This window comes from candidate division WOR-3 bacterium (assembly GCA_029858255.1).
Taxonomy (GTDB): domain Bacteria; phylum Hydrothermota; class Tepidihabitantia; order SM23-42; family SM23-42; genus SM23-42.
Genome location: JAOUFJ010000004.1, coordinates 1 through 18,663 on the forward strand (window position 1 = coordinate 1; position 18,663 = coordinate 18,663).

Below are 18,663 nucleotides of genomic sequence, written 5' to 3' on the forward strand. Positions count from 1 at the left end.
AAGACATGGTCGGCACCACTTATCTCATTCGCAAGACCGAACTCCCTTATTTGCCGGTCGATTATACGATCGAGCTGGTTGCATTCCAGGCGGCGGTTGCCCGAACCGACACGGCGCTTCATGTGCGCGGTGGCCGGGCGACCGAGGTGCAGTACATGATCGATAACGTCTCGATCATCGATCCCCAGACCGGCGATGCGGCAATAACCCTTTCCAAGGGTGTGGTCGACGAGATCATATTCCTCCCCGGCGGTTTCGATGCTGAATACGGTCGAGCCATGTCCGGCATCATAAATATGATCACAGCCTACCCGGCCGGCGAACTGAAAATAGGAGGATACGGTAAGACCGAAAAAGTTATGCCCGAGGACTACGATTTCGGGTACCAAAACGTCCAATCCTCGGTTCATTTACCGGTTTCACCAAGATTCAAGGGATTTTTGTCTTTTGGTGCGATGGTAACCGACGACTGGGACCCGCGCCTTAATCTGCTGTCACACAAGCAGCGCCAGGATTATTCAGTATACGGGAAGTGGTTGTATGCGCCATCAGGAAAAATCAGATTCGGCATCAGCGGCGCGAAATCGAGAAGCCAGTTCGACCGGTACGCAACGCTGTGGAAATTCCGTTTACATCATTACCGCTCAGACTTGATGAGCGGCGATCTCCAGACAATCAACGTAAATTTCCTGCCTGATTCACGCCGGCTTTTCGATCTTACCCTGAGCCGATTGTTCACTGCAAAGACATACGGCGTACGCGAACCCGGGCCGTACGACTTGTTAGATGACTACACTTTCCGTGATTACCAGACTTATGAGTATCCATGGATCGGGATCATGAACCCGTTCGGAGTATACATACGCAAGCCATACAGTGAAGGCGATTATCCCCGATATCAGGATAAATCCTCAGAAATATACCGGGCGACACTGCGCACTAACGTTCAGATTCATAAGAATCACGAACTAAGAGCCGGAGGTGAATATGTTTATCACGATCTGTACAATCTCACTTACTTCACGAGCGACTCGATCAACCCGGTGTTTGACGAGTATCAATATAACCCAACGGAGTACTCTGTCTATGTCCAGGATAATTTAGACTATGAGGGCATCTACGTAAAACTGGGTTGTCGCTACGACTATTTTTCAAATGATATCGAAGGCGTCAAGGCGAACACTGCGATATCACCGCGTCTCGGCGTCTCCTTTCTCGTCACCGACAAATTCCTCTTCCGCGCCAACATAGGCAGGTATGCCCAGCCTCCGCTATACAACCAGATGTACGATTATTATAACATCCTGCCACTCCCGCTGTACGTTCTGTCCCGGCCCGATGAATGGCCGGTTGTCGGCAATCCGAATCTCCAGGTCGAGCAAACCACCAGTTACGAGATCGGCCTACAGGGAGAGGTTCGGGAGAACTTAAGTGCTACGATCAATACTTTCTATAAGGACGTGACAAATCTCATCGGTACGCGCCATGTTGAAGCACTGCCTTACGATTACGACCGGTATGATAACATGGACTATGCCAACATCAAGGGTATCGAGACGATCATGGAATTCGTAAATTCGATATTCTCGGGTAAGATCTCTTACACGCTTTCATGGACGCGGGGCACGAGCTCATATGCAGGGGAGTATCTTGACCCAGCCATCCCGAAACCAACCACCGAATACTTCCTTGATTTTGACCAGCGAAACAGGATCTTCATCCAGGGTTTGATCCGACTTCCTTTTGATTCCCAGTTCTATCTATTCGGCTATTTTGGCGATGGCTTTCCCTATGTGCCGCCCGGCCCGGAAGGAAAATATGAGGAGCGCGGCGTTTTGAGGCTCCCATCTCAGAAGCAGATCGATTGCGTATTATCCAAATCCATTAGCCTGGCCAGCATCACCTTCAATCTAAGTGTTGAGGTACTGAACCTGCTTGATGAAAGGTACCTGGTCGCACCCCATGCACCGCTCATAGAAGAAAAACAACGCTGGGACTTCTATCATTACTACACTTTTGAGCATCGTTACTACAGTCCAGCAGCTGACGCCAACCACGACGGCCTCGTGACCCCCTCTGAGGAGTACGATGCTTACACTGCCGCTTATAATGCTACGGATGACTGGGTAAATGCCTACTCACCACCGCGCCGGGCAAGAATTGCCCTACAGGTTAGTTTTTAAACAGGAGGCGTTATGTCTTTCGCAAGAGATACCTGTGCGCGCCTTAAGAGCATCATAACGCACGGTACGATCCTTACAATCGTTTTCTTCCTTACGGTTGTCGGCTGCAAGGATCCCGATGAATACGATCCGAACCAGCCACTGGACCCGCCACCGAGTCCACCGACTATACTTTTCCCGATAGCGGATACGAATCTCTGTAGTACATCGGCTTTTCAGAGCGTCTTTTTTGACTGGAACACAGTCGGCGGTACAGAAGTATACCAACTCCAGGTCGATAGTATTTTGTCTTTTGAAACAGCCGAGTTACTTCAATTTTCATATCCGCCCACTTATGTCCAGTTATACCGTTATGCAGATAGAGCCACTTACTACGCAAGAATGCGAGCTGGCAGTACGCGATGGACCAATTATACCGACTGGTCCGAGGTTCGAAGATTCTACCTGCGACCTGATCCATAATTTGCTCCTGAGTGCTCATATTCAGCGTAAAGAACGAACTCAGCAATGGATATTGCCTATTGCAAATAGTACTATTGCGTGTAATATATAGTGGATATGTCCAATCGAATGTCACTTTTTCTGCCGGCACGCGCTCTGATTTTTGTTGCTGTAGTTATGGGAAGCGTCTCCTGCACGAATCCTGAAGAATACAATCCGCAAGAACAAAAAACGCCCCCTCCAAATCCCCCCGAGATCATAAAACCGCTGGCTGACACAGTTATTTGCGGGGGAGCCGTGTTGTTCGACTGGACAATACCGGTCGGTTCCGAAATATTTCAAATCCAGACTGACACAACATCGTCTTTCAGTACCGCCACCATGTTCCAGATCAGCGTGCCAGCAGTTTTCGTACCGCTGAACTACTACGGAACGAGCAGAACCAATTATTACGCAAGAATCCGTGCCGGCAGTTCACGCTGGATAGATTATACGGTTTGGTCTGACATCAGAAGATTCTACCTTTGGCGTGAGTCCTGATATGAAGGAATTGTTCAAAGACATTGAGATCGCCGATCCCGTGTTTCTTAGGAACCTTTTGATCCATCCGATTTCTGGCTCCTCGGGGAACGGGATAGAGATCGCCTCGCTTGAAGATATTCTGAGAACTGCAAAAGGTGAGTTCGGCGAACTAGATCCACCCGACATCAACCGGATTTCATTTTTCAATCACGGGGACGCCCCGCTGCTCATGCTGGATGGCGAGGAAATAATCGGTTCCCTGCAGAACCGTATCGTGGCTGACTCGACCCTGGTGACCGCCCGGGCGACGAGCGAAATTCCGGTGATTTGCGCCGAAGAAGGTAGGTGGGAAGATATCGGTTCGTTTCAAACAGGATACTGCTCGTACCCTACAATCCGTGCTATTCTCTCGCGGCGCGGCAAGGAGGGAAACGGTTTGCAGAAAAAGATCTGGAATGAAATCGAGCGCAAGCTTACCGTTACCAGAACGCTATCAACAACTTCCTCGATGCACGATATATACAATAACCTTGAAGATGAAGTCACGCGCTATCTCGAAGATTTCGAAAGCCTGGCTCCTGAAACGATCGGTTTCGTCGGTGTTGCAGGAAGAAAGATACTGGGTTGCGATATGTTCTTGAACTATGCTACCTACCGTAAGTTTGAGCGGAAGCTGGCGCGCAGTTATGCGCTCGACGCCATCGAACACCGCAAAACATCCGGCGGACAGGTCGATACCCATGCCTTCCTCGATGATATCTTCAATTCGGTCAATAAAAAAACATTCTCAAAAGACACTCATCATTTTTCCCTAAGAGACAAGAGAGTAGCGGGACAAGGATTCTTTAGTGACGGTCATGTAATACATCTTTCAGTCTTTCCCAGATAGTCTGTGCTGCTGAAAAAACTCGGTAAATATGAAATCATAGAATGGCTTGGGGGAGGCAGATTCGGCGATGTCTTTCTCGCACGCGATACGATCATCGGCAAAGACTTCGCGCTGAAAATATCCCGTATGCGGCGCGAAGAAATCGCCATGCTGAAGGATGAGGCAGTACTTCTGGCTTCCCTGAACCACCCGAACATAGTGCGTTTCTACAATATCGACTTTATCGAAAATAAGTTCGTGCTGGTAATGGAGTACGTTGAAGGAAACAATCTACGCGATATCATTACCGAAGGCGGTATCGATATCAGGAAATCGATCTCTATACTTGTCCAGCTAGCTGACGCTCTGGCCTATGCGCACGGCTGCAGAGTCCTTCACCGGGATCTCAAACCCGAGAACATACTAATTTCGAAGAAAAAGGGTGAGTCAATAAAGATCACCGATTTTGGCCTGGCGAAATTCATACGTGCAGATTCGATATCCGCGTCGACCGCTGGCACCCCGATCTACATGGCACCCGAATCCTGGGCGGGAAGCTACAGCGAGAAATCTGACATATGGAGTTTATGCGTGATCCTCTATGAAATGCTGACCGGAGCACCGCCTTTTCTTGATGACAACCTGGACGGGCTTAAGAGAAAGATCGAGAAAGCCAGATTTACCTCACCTGCGGTTTTGAGGCATAACATTCCCGAGCAGATCGAAAAGATAATCCTGTCGGCGCTCACAACCGACCCCCTGTCCCGCCCCAGCATAGCAGAAATTCAGGACAGAATCACCCAAATGGATGAAGGTATAAGGGGCGAGAAGGTGCGTGTGCAGATAAAGAAGACCGCGGAGATAAGGCTTACGCCCGCGCAACAAGAAGTCCTTGAGTCTTTGCCCGGTGCGGTGCTCGTGCACGGCCAAGCGGGTTGCGGAAAGACCACAATTCTCACCCAAGCGGTCGTTACACTGCTCAGTCAAGGAATGCCGATTTCCCGAATACTGATCTGCACGTTCACCAACAAGGCAGCAAGTGACATACGCGAACGATTAGAGAAAACGAGCCGGCTCCAAACCCACGATCTATGGCTGGGTACGCTGCATACATTAGGGTTTCGTATCCTCCGCCGTGATGCCGAGCGTTTAGACCTTGATCCTGATTTTGTGATCAAAGATGCAAAGAGTATAACCCAGGAAATAGGGATCGATGTCGGAAAATTCCGTATCAACGCGGTATTGAGATTCATTGAGATGCTGAAAGCAAGAGGTGTCACCGCCCAAGATTTCGAACCCAAGAGCAAATGGGAAGACACATGCTCTGAGGTATACAAGAAATATGAAACCTACACGAAAGAGAACAATATACTCGATTACGATGATTTGATCCTTTTTTCAATCAAATTGCTCGAAGAAAACGCGGACATCAGACAAGACTACCAGAACATGTTCGACCACATCTTCGTCGATGAGCTGCAAGACATAAATCCAGCACAATACAAGTTGATCGGTCTGATCTATAATCAAAATATATTCTTCACCGGCGACGGAGACCAGGCGATTTACGGCTGGCGTGGTGGCCAGAAGGAACTGATGTACCGCGTGCCAAAGGATTATCCAGAGGTTAAGACATTCCAGCTAAATCAGAGTTTCCGCCTCGCCCAGGGTATCATCGATATCGCAAGTAGCCTCATGCACCGCAGAGCGACCGTCATACCGGCCGGTGAAAAGAGTGACGTGTTCGTGTACGCCGCAAAATCCGAAGAAGACGAAGCCGGGTATGTGGTGAAAGAAATAAAGAAACTCAAAAATGAAAATCTCAGTTACCGAGATATCGTCATTCTGTGCCGGATGAACCAGCTCGCGCGAGTCTATCAAGGTGCAATGGCCCGAGCCCGTATACCACACGCCTTGATCAGTGGGTCATCACTTTACGAACACAGTGAAGTGAAGCCTATAATCGATTACCTCGAAGTCCTGAAAGAGTGTTATTTGCAGAAAGAAAAACCCGGCAATATTGCCGCTCGGGTGAACAACCTTCTAAAGATACCCAAGCGAAACGCGGGCCGGGCGCAAGGAGTATATGAATACCATCTGGCAAATTTGATGATGCTCGAACCGAAGAAATTGATAGATGATATAAGTGAATTAACCGGACTCTGCAGCGCCGAAGTAGAAGAACTTCAGACCCTGGCCATGGGTTTGGAATCTCGCGGCCTGAATAGTTTCTTGAACCAGGTCCGACTCGTGCAAGAACTTGACCTGGCCGGATGGAACAAAGACATCGTCAAGGTGATGACTGTCCACAGCGCAAAAGGTCTCGAATTCCCGGTGGTGTTTGTGGTCGATCTGGTCGAGGACATCTTCCCGCTCACCAGGAAGACGTCCTCTCAGAAAGAAGTCGACGAGGAGCGAAGATTGTGTTATGTCGCATTGACACGGGCCCAGAAGAGACTCTACTTGTTATACCCAAAGTGGCGTCATGGCCGTTACCAAAAACCATCCCGCTTTCTGGTCGATATGTTCAAGACCGATATCTGATCTATAAACCTTTACGGTACCGGGAGTGTTTTTTATAGTATATTAACGCAAGGACGATCAAACCCATGACCAATATCAAGGCGGCAATCACACTATAATTTCTCAAGAAAAGGGACGCCTCATCCCATGATGCGCCGACATAGAAACCCACCGTGATCAAAAAAGCATTCCATACAATCACGCTGATCGCGCTGTAGATGAAGAATTTACTCCGCTTGATCCCGGACATGCCGGCTACGAAGCCAATCGGCGCACGCATACCGGGGATGAATCTGTTAAGAAGCAATATCAGATCCCCTCTTTCACGGAATTTTTTCCGTGCCCGGTCGACGAGGCGCACCGGGAAGATCCGGCGCAGGAAACCCCGGGAAATGAATAACAACAGGCCATCGCCGTATTTCATACCCATATGATAGATCAACATGATGCCAACGATACTCCCCACAACGGTCAACGAATACACGAGATAGGGATCGTAATATCCACGTCCTGCAAGGAACGAGAAGACGAGAACAAAGGCATCTGAAGGGTAGGGCGGAAAGACACTCTCAAACATTGCATTGAGAAACAAGAATAGATAAATAAGGAACAAACCTTGCCTGTTAATCCATTCAAACATGTTTTTTGGGGTTATAGGATGAGGTCAATTTGCCCACCTATTTGTCTGTTAGAAATGGCATCACGGCTCACGTTAGAATACTTCATGCTCAACTTGAGCTTCTGCAACGGACGCAGCGATAAGTAAACGAACCAGTACTCTCCTTCACCATATAACATGCGATTATTTACTACGCCCTGCAGATCGATCTCATACGCATATATGCGTGCCGCGTATGTATCGGTGTCAAAGATTCCGTACCTGGCCCTTGCGTCAAATCGCTTCAAATCCAAGCCCAACTCAAGTGCGAAGAATATTCCTCTTTCCGTTTCTTCTTCATATAATGATTTCTCTTCGAATCGCAGATCAAAGAACAGGAATCTTGTAACCTTCAGGCGCAGCAACACTTCAGAACCTGACAAATCAACATCTTCTGCCCTGTATCTCCTCCTGAAATTTACCCGGGCATCAAGGTTTCCGAGTTTCTTCCCGAAGCTCAGTTTCAGGTCATGCTTTGTTGTGTCCTCATCCAGCCTGTTGTCGAGTGTCAGGCTAATACCGGCATCAATGATACTCGACCGATGCATGATGTCCAGAGTGCCGGCGGCGTGGTTCGCCTCGGCTTCAACACCCTTCGGTGAATAGAAGCCTTGAGGGAAGTACCTGCCAGCGAGGTTAAAATCTATATAAGGAAAAACAGCGCTAAAACCGAAAAGGCCTCCAATATGATTCTTCCAGGAGCGACTGACTTCGCTGAAAAAAACAAATGACTCGCTGTAATGCCTGAACTCCATACTCGTCAGGAAGAAATTTGAACCGTGGAATTTGATCACCGAATCGGATGCCGCAAAAGAAGGTTCATAGGTGCATACATAGGAACGGTTGGCGATCAGCACATCTGCTTTTCGATAGCGTATGTCGTATCCGAATATCTCTTCGTTAATCCGGTCCTTGCGGCTCAACGATAAAGAATCCGTATGTTCCCCGGACTGATCGAGCGAACGCGCGAATCCCAACGAATCGATAATACCGTCGAGTTTTTGATTTGAGTAGAAAATGGTGTAATTGAGGACAAGGGAATCACTAAGAGCGGCACCAAAAAACCCGCCATTCTCAAGCGCGGAGGTGTAAGGAATCAGACCCCGTTCGTTCAGCATCATCCTGAAGTCAATCCCCCGGAAAAAAGAACCGACCGACGAGAGTACAGCACCCGCGCCCAGGTCAAGATTATATTTCCCCAATGCGAATTTTCGTTTACCTTCATCGATGAGCAGGCCGACCGCATAATGGTCAAGAAGGTCGTCCTCGTATGGATCCCGTTCGGTGACCGCATGTACACTGTAATCACCCAACTGACCGGTTGTTCTCGAATAGTATTGCAGGGATTGTTCTTCACCAGGAAGGGCTGTCCGCGCACGAAGCCTGGCATTGAGCATCTTTCTCATATACTTCTTCTCACCGACAGTGAGGAACGGTCTGATCATCTGGAGCAGGTCAGCACCTATCAAGTTTGCCTCAGCCAGCTCGTCGACCGACTCGAATAACCCGCGCTTATCCCGGTATTCGATAATCTTTATTATATCGTTCGATGAAAGAAAAGGAATCTTCGCGAACTGCTCGAAACCGGCCGTGTTCACATCCACGGGGTTATTACGCAGATATTCGAGGTCCTTCAATATTATTTCAAAATCTATATCCTGCTCGGTCTTGAACAGAATATCCTCCGTGATGGTAAAGACAAAGAGGACAAGGAACATCATCGCGCGAAACCCAATCCCACATTGTGGGTTAAGCCGAGCTGCTGATGGCGGTTTCCTGAATAGAATACATACATACTTCCGAATGTTACCTTCAGTCCATACTCGATCGTGATCGGTTTGGTGTTGATCCCCAGGCTCAACAATGTGATCTCGTGGGGAATAAAGATGACCCCAAATTTGTAAAAAGGTAATTCCGTCTCTACGCCGAGTACCGAGAAACAGAAATCAAGATTACCGCGCGCGAGATAATCTAAACGCAGAGAATAACTTACTGGCGTATAATCGATAGAGGAAACTCTCGGTACATTAACGTTGTTCACCCAGACGCCTACCACCAGTGGCGCGGATTCGAACTGGCCGCCTACCTTTATCGCATAAGCGAACTCATTACTGACATCTCTAACCCAGCTGTTCAATCCTGCGATGTTGAATCCGGCGGAGAATTGCTCACCGAGCGGAAATCCAAATCCCAATTCCAGAAAATTCTCCCGGTACAGTTCACCGCCAAAGCTGGCGAATCTCACACTGAAACTATTGACCTGCGAATGCAGATAATATGTCCGGAGTTCGGCGAGTTCATACCTTACCTCACTGCCGGCCATTAATTCAAATCTTCTCTCATGCAGTTGCGCTGGGTTAAAATTGCCTTCGTGCAAAATACTTCTTGGAAATAGAAATGATTCGAAGAACCCTACAAGCAGTAATATCTTCAACGAAAAGGTCTGTTGTTCTTTATCTAATCTGTGACTTCTACCTTAAGGGTCATGCCTTCAACACCCATGACGCGTACCTTCTGTCCGCTCTTTATCAATTTGTCACTGGCTGCGTTCCAGAACTCTCCGTGAACATAAACCGTCCCCCCGTCGTTTTTGACATCGGTCTTTGCAGTTCCGATCTCACCCACCATTCCGTCGCTGCCTGTTGCACGTTTTCTGAATTGTGCTCTTACACCGAGGGCCAGAATGAAAATGACAAAACCCGCGACGATTACCACAGCATACATAATAACCTCCCATGAAACACGCAAATAAGGAACGTCACTCTCGAAAAGGATCAAGGAACCAAAGACTAAAGCAACAATACCGCCGATCGTCAAAAGTCCCTGTGAAGTAACATATATCTCCAGGATGAAAAGAACCGCCGAAAGAATTATCAAAGCAAGGCCTGCATAGTTGACCGGCAATACATGCAGTGAATAGAACCCCAGTATCAAACATATACCTCCGACCACCCCAGGAAATATCATGCCCGGATTCTGTAATTCGAAGAACAGCCCGTATATTCCCAATAACAGCAAGACATAGGCAATATTCGGATTGGTGAGCAATAACAAAAGACGCTCACGAAGTGTCATTCTCACTTCCCTCAGCGGTCGGCCAATTGTTTTGAGCACAATTTCCTCTTCACCAATTACGATCTTTCTGCCATCAAGCTTGCCGACAAGTTCATTCTCATCTTCAGCTATGATATCGCTCACACCCAACTGAACTGCGGTCTCAGCATCTACAGATGCACTTTCCCTCACCGACTCTTCAGCCCATTCCTCGTTTCTGCCTCTTTCTTTGGCTAAAGCCTTCAAATACGCGACAGCATCGTTGGTTACCTTCTCAGTCATCACACTATCCATCTGCTCCCCGCCCATACTCACCGGATGTGCAGCGCCAACATTAGTGCCGGGAGCCATCGCGGCCACATGGCTTGCGTACAATATGAACACACCTGCAGACGCGGCACGTGCGCCCTTGGGGGCAACATACACTACAATAGGGATTTTTGCGTTGAGAATCTTTTTTGTGATTTCGCGCATTGAAACATCAAGGCCTCCAGGTGTGTCGATTTTGAAAATCAGACAGGCAGCCCCTTCACGTTCCGCGATATCGACCACTCGTACAAGATAAGAACTACTCGCTGGGCTTATTACTCCGTCCAAATCGGCAATCAGAACATCATTTACGCTAAACAACAATGAAAGCAAAATAAACATAGAAGAGAATAACCATATCCAAAGTCAAGTCAATAGCTTAACTGACGCAGAATGCAATGCTACACATCAACTTAGGTCTTGACAAAAATTAAATAATGATTATAATCGCACAAAAGGAGGTAAGAATGCCTGCAAAAAAGAAAGCTAAGAAGAAGGTTACGAAGAAAAAGAAGAAGAAGAAAGTAACCAAGAAAAAGACAACAAAGAAAAAGAAGAAGAGATAGTGGTTTATTAGAAGGGGGAGCAATCCCCCTTCTTTTTTTATGTACAATCCACACAACAAGCATATTCTCTTGACTTGGAAGTCGTACTACATATAATTCCACATGGACACACATAGCTTTCAAATACTCAAAGAGAACATGAAGAAGAACATCATTGAGGTTAAATCCATCATAAACAACCCGAATGCACTCGACCCTTCTGACGGTGCGAAATTCGACCGTGGCGTCTACCTTTTTCAGAGTTTGACAAAATCCATTATCGCCATAGGCAACGACATCATTATCGAAAATGACTTCCGCGAACCCCTAAATCCAGCCGATGTTTTTATCAGCCTGGCGGAGCAAAATTTGATATCGACCTCGATCGTTCCCGGATTGAAAAAGGCGGCAATAACAATGCCCAAGATAGCTAATTGCGCGAAGCCCGCGCTCATGGAAATAATGACCGATTGCTTAAGCGACTTCAGTCAATGTCTGAATTCATATTCCGAATACTTTGCCTCAAAGAAGGATTGGGCGTAGAATTGCATTTCGTCTATTACCTCTTCGCTTTTGTTTTCGGTTCAGCGATCGGTAGTTTCCTGAACGTGCTGATATACCGGTTGCCAAGACAAATATCAATAATCGCTCCCCACTCCTTCTGCCCCAAGTGCCGGAAGGCGATACGCTGGTATGAAAACATCCCTATCATCAGCTTTCTCATGCTAAGAGGAAAATGCTCCAACTGCCACAGCCGGATATCGCTGCGCTATCCCATAGTCGAAGCCATTACTGGATTGCTTTTCGTCTACACGCTGAGCCGTTATGGATTCGGCTACAACTTTTTTCTCATCGTGTATTTCTTCTGTGGTCTGACCGTCATCACCTTCATTGATTTCTCTTTCCAGGTGATCCCCGATCTAATCTCTATACCCGGTATTTTCCTGGGGATACTATTCCAGGCCGTCAACGGAAATTTCTTGGCCGGCCTGTTCGGAATGCTATTCGGTGGTGGGATGATACTTTTCATCAGGGTCATTGGCGGCAAGGTGTATAAGAAAGAGGTAATGGGGCTGGGTGACGTTTACCTGACTGCAATGATCGGTGCCTTCGTAGGATTTCCGTTTATCTTGCCGGCAATATTCATCGGTGCGCTGGTCGGCGCGACCCTGGGCATTTTGTATATCGCTTCGACCCATCAGAACCGGGAAAGTCCCATTCCTTTCGGGCCTTTTCTCAGTTTGGGTGGTATTGCAGTGGTTGTTTTTGAACCGTATATTTACAAGCTCTTTGTCCTCCTCGGCATTTACCTGTGATTTCGTTTTTCGTACTCGTGATTCGTGAGTCGATTTTTCACATAAACATGATCTTCTGTGTTTAGTACGAGCACGACCCACGATACACGAATACGAGTTTCTGTGTTATGAATATCCCGACCATTGTAGGCCCGACCGCTGTCGGCAAGACAGGTATTGCCATGCTGATAGCCGAACGGATTTCGGGCGAGATAGTTTCGGCAGATTCGAGACAGATCTACAAACACCTGAATATCGGCACCGCCAAACCGACCGTGGCGCAAAGAAGGAAGATCCGGTTCCATTTGGTCGACTTCATCGAACCGGACGAAGATTACTCTTGCGGCCAGTTTGCGCGCGATGCGGAGAAGAAAATCCAAGAGATCCTCAAAAGAGACAAGATGCCTATTCTGTGCGGCGGCACCGGATTGTATATCCGGGCTCTATTTCATCCTCTTGCCGAGCTTCCGCACTCAAATACAGAGACCAAAGACAGGCTACGTGAAATGCTGAAGAAACATGGACTCGACCATATGTATAAGAAATTGCAGCGCATTGACCCGGCCTGGGCAGAAAGAATCAAGCCCCGGGACAAACAGCGGATCATGAGAGGTCTCGAAGTTTATGAGATCGCGGGCAAGCCGCTGTCAAAAATGATGAGCACAAGAGTGAGAGGCGCGAAATTTCTACCTTATTACATAGGTCTGCGCCTGCAACGTGACGTTCTATATTCACGCATCAACGCCCGTTTTGAACAGATGCTCAATCTGGGGTTGGTCAAGGAAACCGAATCGCTTCTTAAGAAAGGACTCGATCCCCGGTCGAGTGCACTGAGGACAATTGGCTACAAGGAAATCGTCGCGTATCTGCAGGGAGAGACGGGTCTTGACGAAGCGGCGGAAAAAGCGAAGCGCAGGACACGTAACTACGCAAAACGCCAGATTACATGGTTCAACAAAATACCCGGGATGGTCTGGCATGAAGCCGACAATCCTGGATTAACCGACAGCATTCTGAGATCTCTCAAAAAATCAAAAACGATTTAGCAGACAATCCGGTCATCCGGCAAGATTTTGTTGTCAGATGCAATTAAATTCGATCCAGGAAAGATATTAACTATTTGGAGTTGCCGGGGGCTGAAGTGGTCAGGCGTTTTTCAACAACAGCTTTCACTTTCTCTATTTCCTCCTCGATGGTGAGGTCCGTGGTATCTACGACTATCGCATCCTTGGCTCTTCTCAGAGGTGAGTGTTCCCTCTCGGAATCGAACTTGTCACGGAATTTTATGTTTTCCATCACCTCATGCTCATCAGCATCCATGTTTTTCTCACCCAATTCTTTTAGCCTCCGCGCTGCTCTCACCCCCACATCTGCCACCATGAAAATCTTCACCTGAGCATCCGGGAACACAATAGTACCAATGTCACGGCCCTCACAGACGACATTCTTACCTTCGGCAACCTCTCTCTGCCTTGCCACCATCCATTCGCGCACCTCTGATATTGCCGAAACCTGGGATACAAAATCACTGACCTCGGGAGTTCTGATCGCAAGGGATACATCTTCGTTATCGAGGTAGACCTTCATTTCACTGTTTTCCCTGCGCAGGTCAACCGACGTGTTTGTCAATAACTGTCTGATCAATTCCAAATCGATTTTCTTGTCACGTGACTGGCTGCTGCGTAGATACTTGAGGGTGAAAGCACGGTACATCGCCCCGGTGTCGATGTAGAAAAAACTCAGGCGCCTGGCAACGCCTTTTGCCGTGGTGCTCTTGCCAGAACCTGCCCCGCCGTCAATTGCTACGACAAATCTCGCCATGGAGAATGCGGATCATCTCTCCGTATTGTCGTGATAGATTTACTTTTCTGCGCTTCATAACAATCTGCGCCGTTCGTAATGCCTTTTCAAGATCGTAATCCTCTTTCTCGCTGCCCACAATCCACTGAAAATCCCGTACGTACCTATCCATCATGCCGCCGCCTGCAAAATTCACGAAACTACCGATCACCGCACCGGTGGGGATCAGGGTTCCGATTCCAAGCTTGCTGTGATCACCGATGAAACACCCGAGCTTGATCATGCCGGTTTCATGATCCTCGCTCCCGATCTGAACTCGCACCGGACCATAATTATTCTTCAGGTCAGAATTAGTTGTGAGAGCACCTAGATTCACCCATTCACCAATGAATGAGTGTCCGATAAAACCGTCGTGGTGTTTGTTCGAGTACCCCTGGAATATGCAATTCTCGACTTCCCCGCCGATCCGACAATGCGGACCTATGCTTGACCCCACAACCTTCGCCCGATCGATTATCGAACCTGCTCCAATATAGGAAGGCCCTACTATGCTTGAGAAAGGACGCAACTCGGCATCGTCATCAATATAGATCGGACCATCAGTAGCATCCAGAAATACCAACTTATGGATACGGGCACCCCTTGCCACGTGGATATTTTTCCCCCTCACGTACGCGTTCCTGATCATGCTGCCTTTTCTGCGCGCCGCCGTGTAGTGTTTCACAAGCATTGTATGGTTCAATCCGATAAGGTCCCAAACCTTCTTCACAACCATTCCATTGATATTCTTTGAATCCTTGATCGTAGCAAGTGCATCCCTGATTTCATCGAGTGTACAAGGAAGTGGTGGTGTCTTCTTAAAAAAACCAACGGTTGCCGAATCCACTTTTAATTTCGTATCCGTCCGCGGCAATCCGACCCCGGCATTCAACAACAGGCGACCCGAAAGATAAAGCGTCGGCTCGGTGGATCTTACCGGTTCCACACCAAACCGTTCACGACAGGCAAAACTCAATTTGTGGCGTCTGAAGAAAAAAGCATTATGCTCTGCGATCGTCCTGGCGCCAACGCGTAAATTGAATTGAGGGACGAGATTACTTAAAGGATAGAATTCCTCTTGATTTTCTTCGTATATTATTACTCTCATAGGCTCAGCAAAACGGCTGCGAGGATCGCCATAACAATACCGGCAATTCTGACAAGTGTTACGGGTTCTCTCAGAACAATGAATCCGAAGAGGACGGGCAGGATAACATAAAGATTGGTCAACGGCAACACCACGGATGATGGCCCAATTTTCAGCGCTTTGTAAAAGGATATTATCGCAACAAGCGAGATGATCCCAACCGGGATCGAATAGAAGACGTATTTATTGAATATGAGATTCTTGCGAAAAAGTATGACAAGGGTCAAGAACACTATAGACCAAAAGGAAATCCAGAAAGTGGTGCTCAATGTATTGAAATAGCGCGTTAACAGCTTGCTCCCGATCGCCCAAAAACCCCAGCCGATCAACGCGATAAATGCATACTTTACATGGTCCACCGAGCATTATAGTTGAATAGCATGATGAAGTCAAGACGGCAGAAAAGATCCGTTCTGCAACAGCAAATGCACGAAATTGAAGGTATTATGCCACATTTTTCGCTTCCCCAGCCAGGCGTTTATCTTGACAAATTTGAAAATCAACCTATAATTGCAGTATGATAAAAGTTACGATAAATAACGAGGTCATCGAAATGGAAGACGGAAAACGAATTTCTGACCTGACACAGACCAGACAACACTTTGCGTCACGCGTGAATGGTGTCTTGCGTGATTTAAACACCGAAATCACGGAGGATTGCATGATCGAACTAATTGATTTCTCGAGCGATGAAGGCAAGAGGATATACTGGCATTCCTCATCCCACGTGATGGCAATGGCCGCCAAACAACTCTTTCCTGATGCAAAACTGGCCATAGGACCGGCAATTGATCAGGGTTTCTACTATGATTTCGACCCCAAAAACCCTTTTTCACCGGATGACCTTGCAAGGATTGAAAATAGAATGAAGCAGCTCGTCGAGCAGGATATCCCGTTTCAGCGGCTAAACATGAAGAGACGAGCTGCGATCGACCTCTTCGAGAAGAAAAGTGAATCATATAAGGTTCAGTTGATCGAAGATATTGAGGACGTTGAAATAAGCCTTTATCAGAACGGAGATTTTGTTGACCTTTGCCGCGGGCCCCATGTACCAAGTACGGGATACATCAAAAACTTCAAACTGCTTAATCTTGCAGGGGCTTACTGGCGGGGAGATGTCAATCAGCCGATGCTCTCGCGTATATACGGAATTGCGTTCCCTGAGGCAGAAGAGTTAGACGATTACCTTAAGAAAATCGAAGAGGCAAAGAAGCGCGACCACCGTAAATTGGGCGTCGAGCTTGAATTGTTCTCGATATTCGAGGAAGCCGGTGCGGGTCTGGTCTACTGGCATCCAAAAGGCGCAACGCTCAGACGCATCATTGAGGAATACTGGATGAAAGAACACCTTGATGCTGGGTATCAAATCAATTCAACGCCCCACATCGCGCGTGGTCACTTATGGCACCAGTCCGGTCACTATGATTTCTATAGAGATAATATGTATTTGCTGCCGGTGGAAAATGAGGAGTATGTTCTCAGACCAATGAACTGCCCCGGCCATATTCTGATCTACAAATCCAGAGTGCGCAGTTACCGAGAACTACCGTTGAAATATGCAGAACTCGGCACGGTCTACCGTAATGAACTCTCAGGTACCCTTCACGGCTTGCTGCGGGTACGTGGGTTGACCATCGACGATGCCCACATATTCTGTCAACCAGAACAGATCGAGGACGAACTCGTAAAAGTGCTCGAATTGGCCAGGAAATTCATGAACCGATTTGGTTTCTATGATTTTCGCGTTGATCTATCTGTCCGCGACCCAAATGAAAAAGCAAAGTACCTGGGCACTGACGAAGACTGGGAAAGAGCGGAAAAGGGATTGATGGCCGCCCTCGCGAGAGTCGGATTTGAATACGAACGCATGGAAGGCGAAGCAGTTTTCTACGGACCCAAGATCGACATAAAGCTGGTGGATGCCCTCGGCAGACAGTGGCAAGCGACGACAGTGCAATTTGACTTCAATCTCCCCGGTCGTTTCAATATTGAGTATATGGACAAGGATGGCCAGCATAAGCAGGTCGTGGTCATACACCGCGCAATATATGGATCACTGGAACGATTCATCGGCTGTCTCATTGAACACTATGCAGGATCGTTCCCGTTATGGCTGGCACCGGTGCAGGTTGTTGTGATGCCAATAACGGATAAAGAAAACCGGTACGCTGAACAGATACTGAAGAAATGCCGGAAGCAAGGACTGCGCGCTGAACTGAACAGCAAATCGGAGAAGATCAATTACCGAATCAGAGAAGTCGAGGTCAACAAGGTTCCTTATATGCTTATATTAGGACAACGCGAGGTGGTCGATAAAAACGTGTCAGTGAGAAAACACAAGGAAGGAAATTTGGGACAGATGACATTGAAGAAATTTTTTGGGTTGTTGAAATCAGAACAAGGAGGTGAAAATTAAGCATCTGCCAAAGGTAAACCGCGAAATCAGGGCACAAATGGTAAAAATCGTGGATGAAGATGGAGCAATGCTCGGTGAATTCAACATCAAGGAAGCAATGCGCATGGCGCGCACAAAGGAACTGGATCTGGTGGAAGTTGCGCCTAATGCCAAGCCTCCAGTTTGCCGACTTATGGATTTTGGCCGTTATGTTTATGAAAAAAAGCGCCAGGAACGCGAATCACGCAAGCATCAACACAGAAGTACGGCGCGTGGAATGAGATTCTCCCTCAAAATCAGCGAGCATGATTATCAGGTGAAAATTGCTAAGGTCAAGGAGTTTCTAATGGACGGCGACCGGGTGAAAATTTCACTGCGGCTGAGAGGAAGGGAAATGTTGCACGCTGACATGGCCTTGAAGATGCTACAGAAGATGCAGTTGGACCTGGAGGGTCTTGGCAAGCCTGAAGCAGATCCCAGGAAGGAAAACAATATCTTTATGGTGACTTTCTTGGCCGAGAAAAAGAGGAGATAGTCCAATGGCAAAGCAGAAAACGAAGCGCGGCGCTGCAAAACGACTAAAAGTCAAGAAAAGTGGTGTAATAATGCGCAGTAGAGCAGGCCGGAGACATGGCCTGTCCTCTAAGTCGCGAAAAAGAAAAAGAAGACTTCGCAAGCCTGCAAAGGTCTCGAAGTCCGACCTAAAAAGAACAAAACCGTTGGTATAACGGGGTTTTTCGTTTACGCAGAAATCTAAGCGTTCCGCCCGCGCGGGACTTAGTTATTGGTGGAGTATAATTCGTTAATCAGGGGCAAATTCAGACGATACCGCACGTTTCTGCGAAAACATTGACAGAAAATTAGAAATGATTATAATTTAAGAA

Annotated in this window: 18 protein-coding genes; 11 read left to right on the forward strand and 7 right to left on the reverse strand. The window is 47.6% G+C overall.

Annotation, left to right across the window (positions count from 1 at the left end; all coding sequences use genetic code 11):
* The 5 genes from OEV79_03050 to OEV79_03070 all read left to right on the forward strand — a co-directional run.
* Positions 1-2,183 (forward strand): TonB-dependent receptor (locus tag OEV79_03050; GenBank protein MDH4210408.1); only part of this gene is annotated, 2,183 nt, incomplete at its 5' end.
* 12 nt (positions 2,184-2,195) lie between these two features.
* Positions 2,196-2,645, forward strand: coding sequence for a hypothetical protein (locus OEV79_03055; GenBank protein ID MDH4210409.1), 450 nt, complete (start codon positions 2,196-2,198; stop codon positions 2,643-2,645).
* A gap of 108 nt (positions 2,646-2,753) precedes the next feature.
* Positions 2,754-3,164, forward strand: a complete 411-nt coding sequence (locus OEV79_03060) for a hypothetical protein (GenBank protein ID MDH4210410.1) — start codon at positions 2,754-2,756, stop codon at positions 3,162-3,164.
* A gap of 1 nt (position 3,165) precedes the next feature.
* On the forward strand, positions 3,166-4,035 hold the full coding sequence (locus tag OEV79_03065) for a hypothetical protein (GenBank protein ID MDH4210411.1): 870 nt from the start codon (positions 3,166-3,168) through the stop codon (positions 4,033-4,035).
* Positions 4,036-4,038: 3 nt separating this feature from the next.
* Entirely contained in the window at positions 4,039-6,558 is a 2,520-nt protein-coding gene (locus OEV79_03070; GenBank protein ID MDH4210412.1) for a UvrD-helicase domain-containing protein, read from the forward strand.
* A 1-nt stretch (position 6,559) separates the two neighbouring features.
* Here OEV79_03070 and OEV79_03075 read toward each other — a convergent pair whose 3' ends face one another.
* Genes OEV79_03075 through OEV79_03090 form a run of 4 tightly spaced genes read right to left on the reverse strand, consistent with a single transcriptional unit; the run spans position 6,560 to position 10,900 of the window.
* The gene (locus OEV79_03075; protein ID MDH4210413.1) at positions 6,560-7,177 is read right to left on the reverse strand and encodes a DedA family protein; all 618 of its coding nucleotides are present in this window, start codon (positions 7,175-7,177) and stop codon (positions 6,560-6,562) included.
* An 11-nt stretch (positions 7,178-7,188) separates the two neighbouring features.
* On the reverse strand, positions 7,189-8,916 hold the full coding sequence (locus OEV79_03080) for a helix-hairpin-helix domain-containing protein (GenBank protein MDH4210414.1): 1,728 nt from the start codon (positions 8,914-8,916) through the stop codon (positions 7,189-7,191).
* Positions 8,913-9,629, reverse strand: a complete 717-nt coding sequence (locus tag OEV79_03085; GenBank protein ID MDH4210415.1) for a hypothetical protein — start codon at positions 9,627-9,629, stop codon at positions 8,913-8,915. The genes OEV79_03080 and OEV79_03085 overlap by 4 nt, the downstream gene beginning before the upstream one ends.
* A 23-nt stretch (positions 9,630-9,652) precedes the next feature.
* Positions 9,653-10,900, reverse strand: a complete 1,248-nt coding sequence (locus OEV79_03090; GenBank protein ID MDH4210416.1) for a nodulation protein NfeD — start codon at positions 10,898-10,900, stop codon at positions 9,653-9,655.
* Positions 10,901-11,226: 326 nt separating this feature from the next.
* Here OEV79_03090 and OEV79_03095 point away from each other — a divergent pair, with 326 nt between their 5' ends.
* From OEV79_03095 to miaA, 3 genes are all read left to right on the forward strand, one after another.
* On the forward strand, positions 11,227-11,646 hold the full coding sequence (locus OEV79_03095; protein ID MDH4210417.1) for a hypothetical protein: 420 nt from the start codon (positions 11,227-11,229) through the stop codon (positions 11,644-11,646).
* The gene (locus tag OEV79_03100; protein ID MDH4210418.1) at positions 11,595-12,419 is read left to right on the forward strand and encodes a prepilin peptidase; all 825 of its coding nucleotides are present in this window, start codon (positions 11,595-11,597) and stop codon (positions 12,417-12,419) included. Before OEV79_03095 ends, OEV79_03100 begins: the two co-directional genes overlap by 52 nt.
* A gap of 107 nt (positions 12,420-12,526) precedes the next feature.
* Positions 12,527-13,444: a tRNA (adenosine(37)-N6)-dimethylallyltransferase MiaA gene (gene miaA, locus OEV79_03105; GenBank protein ID MDH4210419.1), complete on the forward strand. Its 918-nt coding sequence runs from the start codon at positions 12,527-12,529 to the stop codon at positions 13,442-13,444.
* 70 nt (positions 13,445-13,514) lie between these two features.
* Here the strand turns inward: miaA and cmk are convergent, their stop codons facing one another.
* Genes cmk through OEV79_03120 form a run of 3 tightly spaced genes read right to left on the reverse strand, consistent with a single transcriptional unit; the run spans position 13,515 to position 15,743 of the window.
* Positions 13,515-14,219: a (d)CMP kinase gene (cmk, locus tag OEV79_03110; protein ID MDH4210420.1), complete on the reverse strand. Its 705-nt coding sequence runs from the start codon at positions 14,217-14,219 to the stop codon at positions 13,515-13,517.
* The gene (locus OEV79_03115) at positions 14,194-15,345 is read right to left on the reverse strand and encodes a putative sugar nucleotidyl transferase (protein MDH4210421.1); all 1,152 of its coding nucleotides are present in this window, start codon (positions 15,343-15,345) and stop codon (positions 14,194-14,196) included. The genes cmk and OEV79_03115 overlap by 26 nt, the downstream gene beginning before the upstream one ends.
* On the reverse strand, positions 15,342-15,743 hold the full coding sequence (locus tag OEV79_03120) for an EamA family transporter (protein ID MDH4210422.1): 402 nt from the start codon (positions 15,741-15,743) through the stop codon (positions 15,342-15,344). The genes OEV79_03115 and OEV79_03120 overlap by 4 nt, the downstream gene beginning before the upstream one ends.
* 158 nt (positions 15,744-15,901) lie before the next feature.
* Between OEV79_03120 and thrS the strand changes: the two genes are divergently transcribed.
* From thrS to rpmI, 3 genes are read left to right on the forward strand one after another with little or no spacing between them, the layout of a single operon-like run.
* The gene (gene thrS, locus OEV79_03125) at positions 15,902-17,800 is read left to right on the forward strand and encodes a threonine--tRNA ligase (protein MDH4210423.1); all 1,899 of its coding nucleotides are present in this window, start codon (positions 15,902-15,904) and stop codon (positions 17,798-17,800) included.
* Entirely contained in the window at positions 17,790-18,314 is a 525-nt protein-coding gene (gene infC / locus OEV79_03130) for a translation initiation factor IF-3 (GenBank protein MDH4210424.1), read from the forward strand. Before thrS ends, infC begins: the two co-directional genes overlap by 11 nt.
* Positions 18,315-18,318: 4 nt before the next feature.
* Positions 18,319-18,507: a 50S ribosomal protein L35 gene (rpmI, locus tag OEV79_03135; GenBank protein ID MDH4210425.1), complete on the forward strand. Its 189-nt coding sequence runs from the start codon at positions 18,319-18,321 to the stop codon at positions 18,505-18,507.
* Positions 18,508-18,663 lie beyond the last annotated feature (156 nt).

Excerpts from the sequence above, each read along its gene's own strand:
- OEV79_03055 (MDH4210409.1), top strand. The coding sequence starts at position 2,196 with ATGTCTTTCGCAAGAGATACCTGTGCGCGCCTTAAGAGCATCATAACG.
- OEV79_03060 (MDH4210410.1), top strand. The coding sequence starts at position 2,754 with ATGTCACTTTTTCTGCCGGCACGCGCTCTGATTTTTGTTGCTGTAGTT.
- OEV79_03065 (MDH4210411.1), top strand. The coding sequence starts at position 3,166 with ATGAAGGAATTGTTCAAAGACATTGAGATCGCCGATCCCGTGTTTCTT.
- OEV79_03075 (MDH4210413.1), bottom strand. The coding sequence starts at position 7,177 with ATGTTTGAATGGATTAACAGGCAAGGTTTGTTCCTTATTTATCTATTC.
- OEV79_03080 (MDH4210414.1), bottom strand. The coding sequence starts at position 8,916 with ATGATGTTCCTTGTCCTCTTTGTCTTTACCATCACGGAGGATATTCTG.
- OEV79_03090 (MDH4210416.1), bottom strand. The coding sequence starts at position 10,900 with ATGTTTATTTTGCTTTCATTGTTGTTTAGCGTAAATGATGTTCTGATT.
- OEV79_03095 (MDH4210417.1), top strand. The coding sequence starts at position 11,227 with ATGGACACACATAGCTTTCAAATACTCAAAGAGAACATGAAGAAGAAC.
- OEV79_03100 (MDH4210418.1), top strand. The coding sequence starts at position 11,595 with ATGTCTGAATTCATATTCCGAATACTTTGCCTCAAAGAAGGATTGGGC.
- miaA (MDH4210419.1), top strand. The coding sequence starts at position 12,527 with ATGAATATCCCGACCATTGTAGGCCCGACCGCTGTCGGCAAGACAGGT.
- cmk (MDH4210420.1), bottom strand. The coding sequence starts at position 14,219 with ATGGCGAGATTTGTCGTAGCAATTGACGGCGGGGCAGGTTCTGGCAAG.
- OEV79_03115 (MDH4210421.1), bottom strand. The coding sequence starts at position 15,345 with ATGAGAGTAATAATATACGAAGAAAATCAAGAGGAATTCTATCCTTTA.
- thrS (MDH4210423.1), top strand. The coding sequence starts at position 15,902 with ATGATAAAAGTTACGATAAATAACGAGGTCATCGAAATGGAAGACGGA.
- rpmI (MDH4210425.1), top strand. The coding sequence starts at position 18,319 with ATGGCAAAGCAGAAAACGAAGCGCGGCGCTGCAAAACGACTAAAAGTC.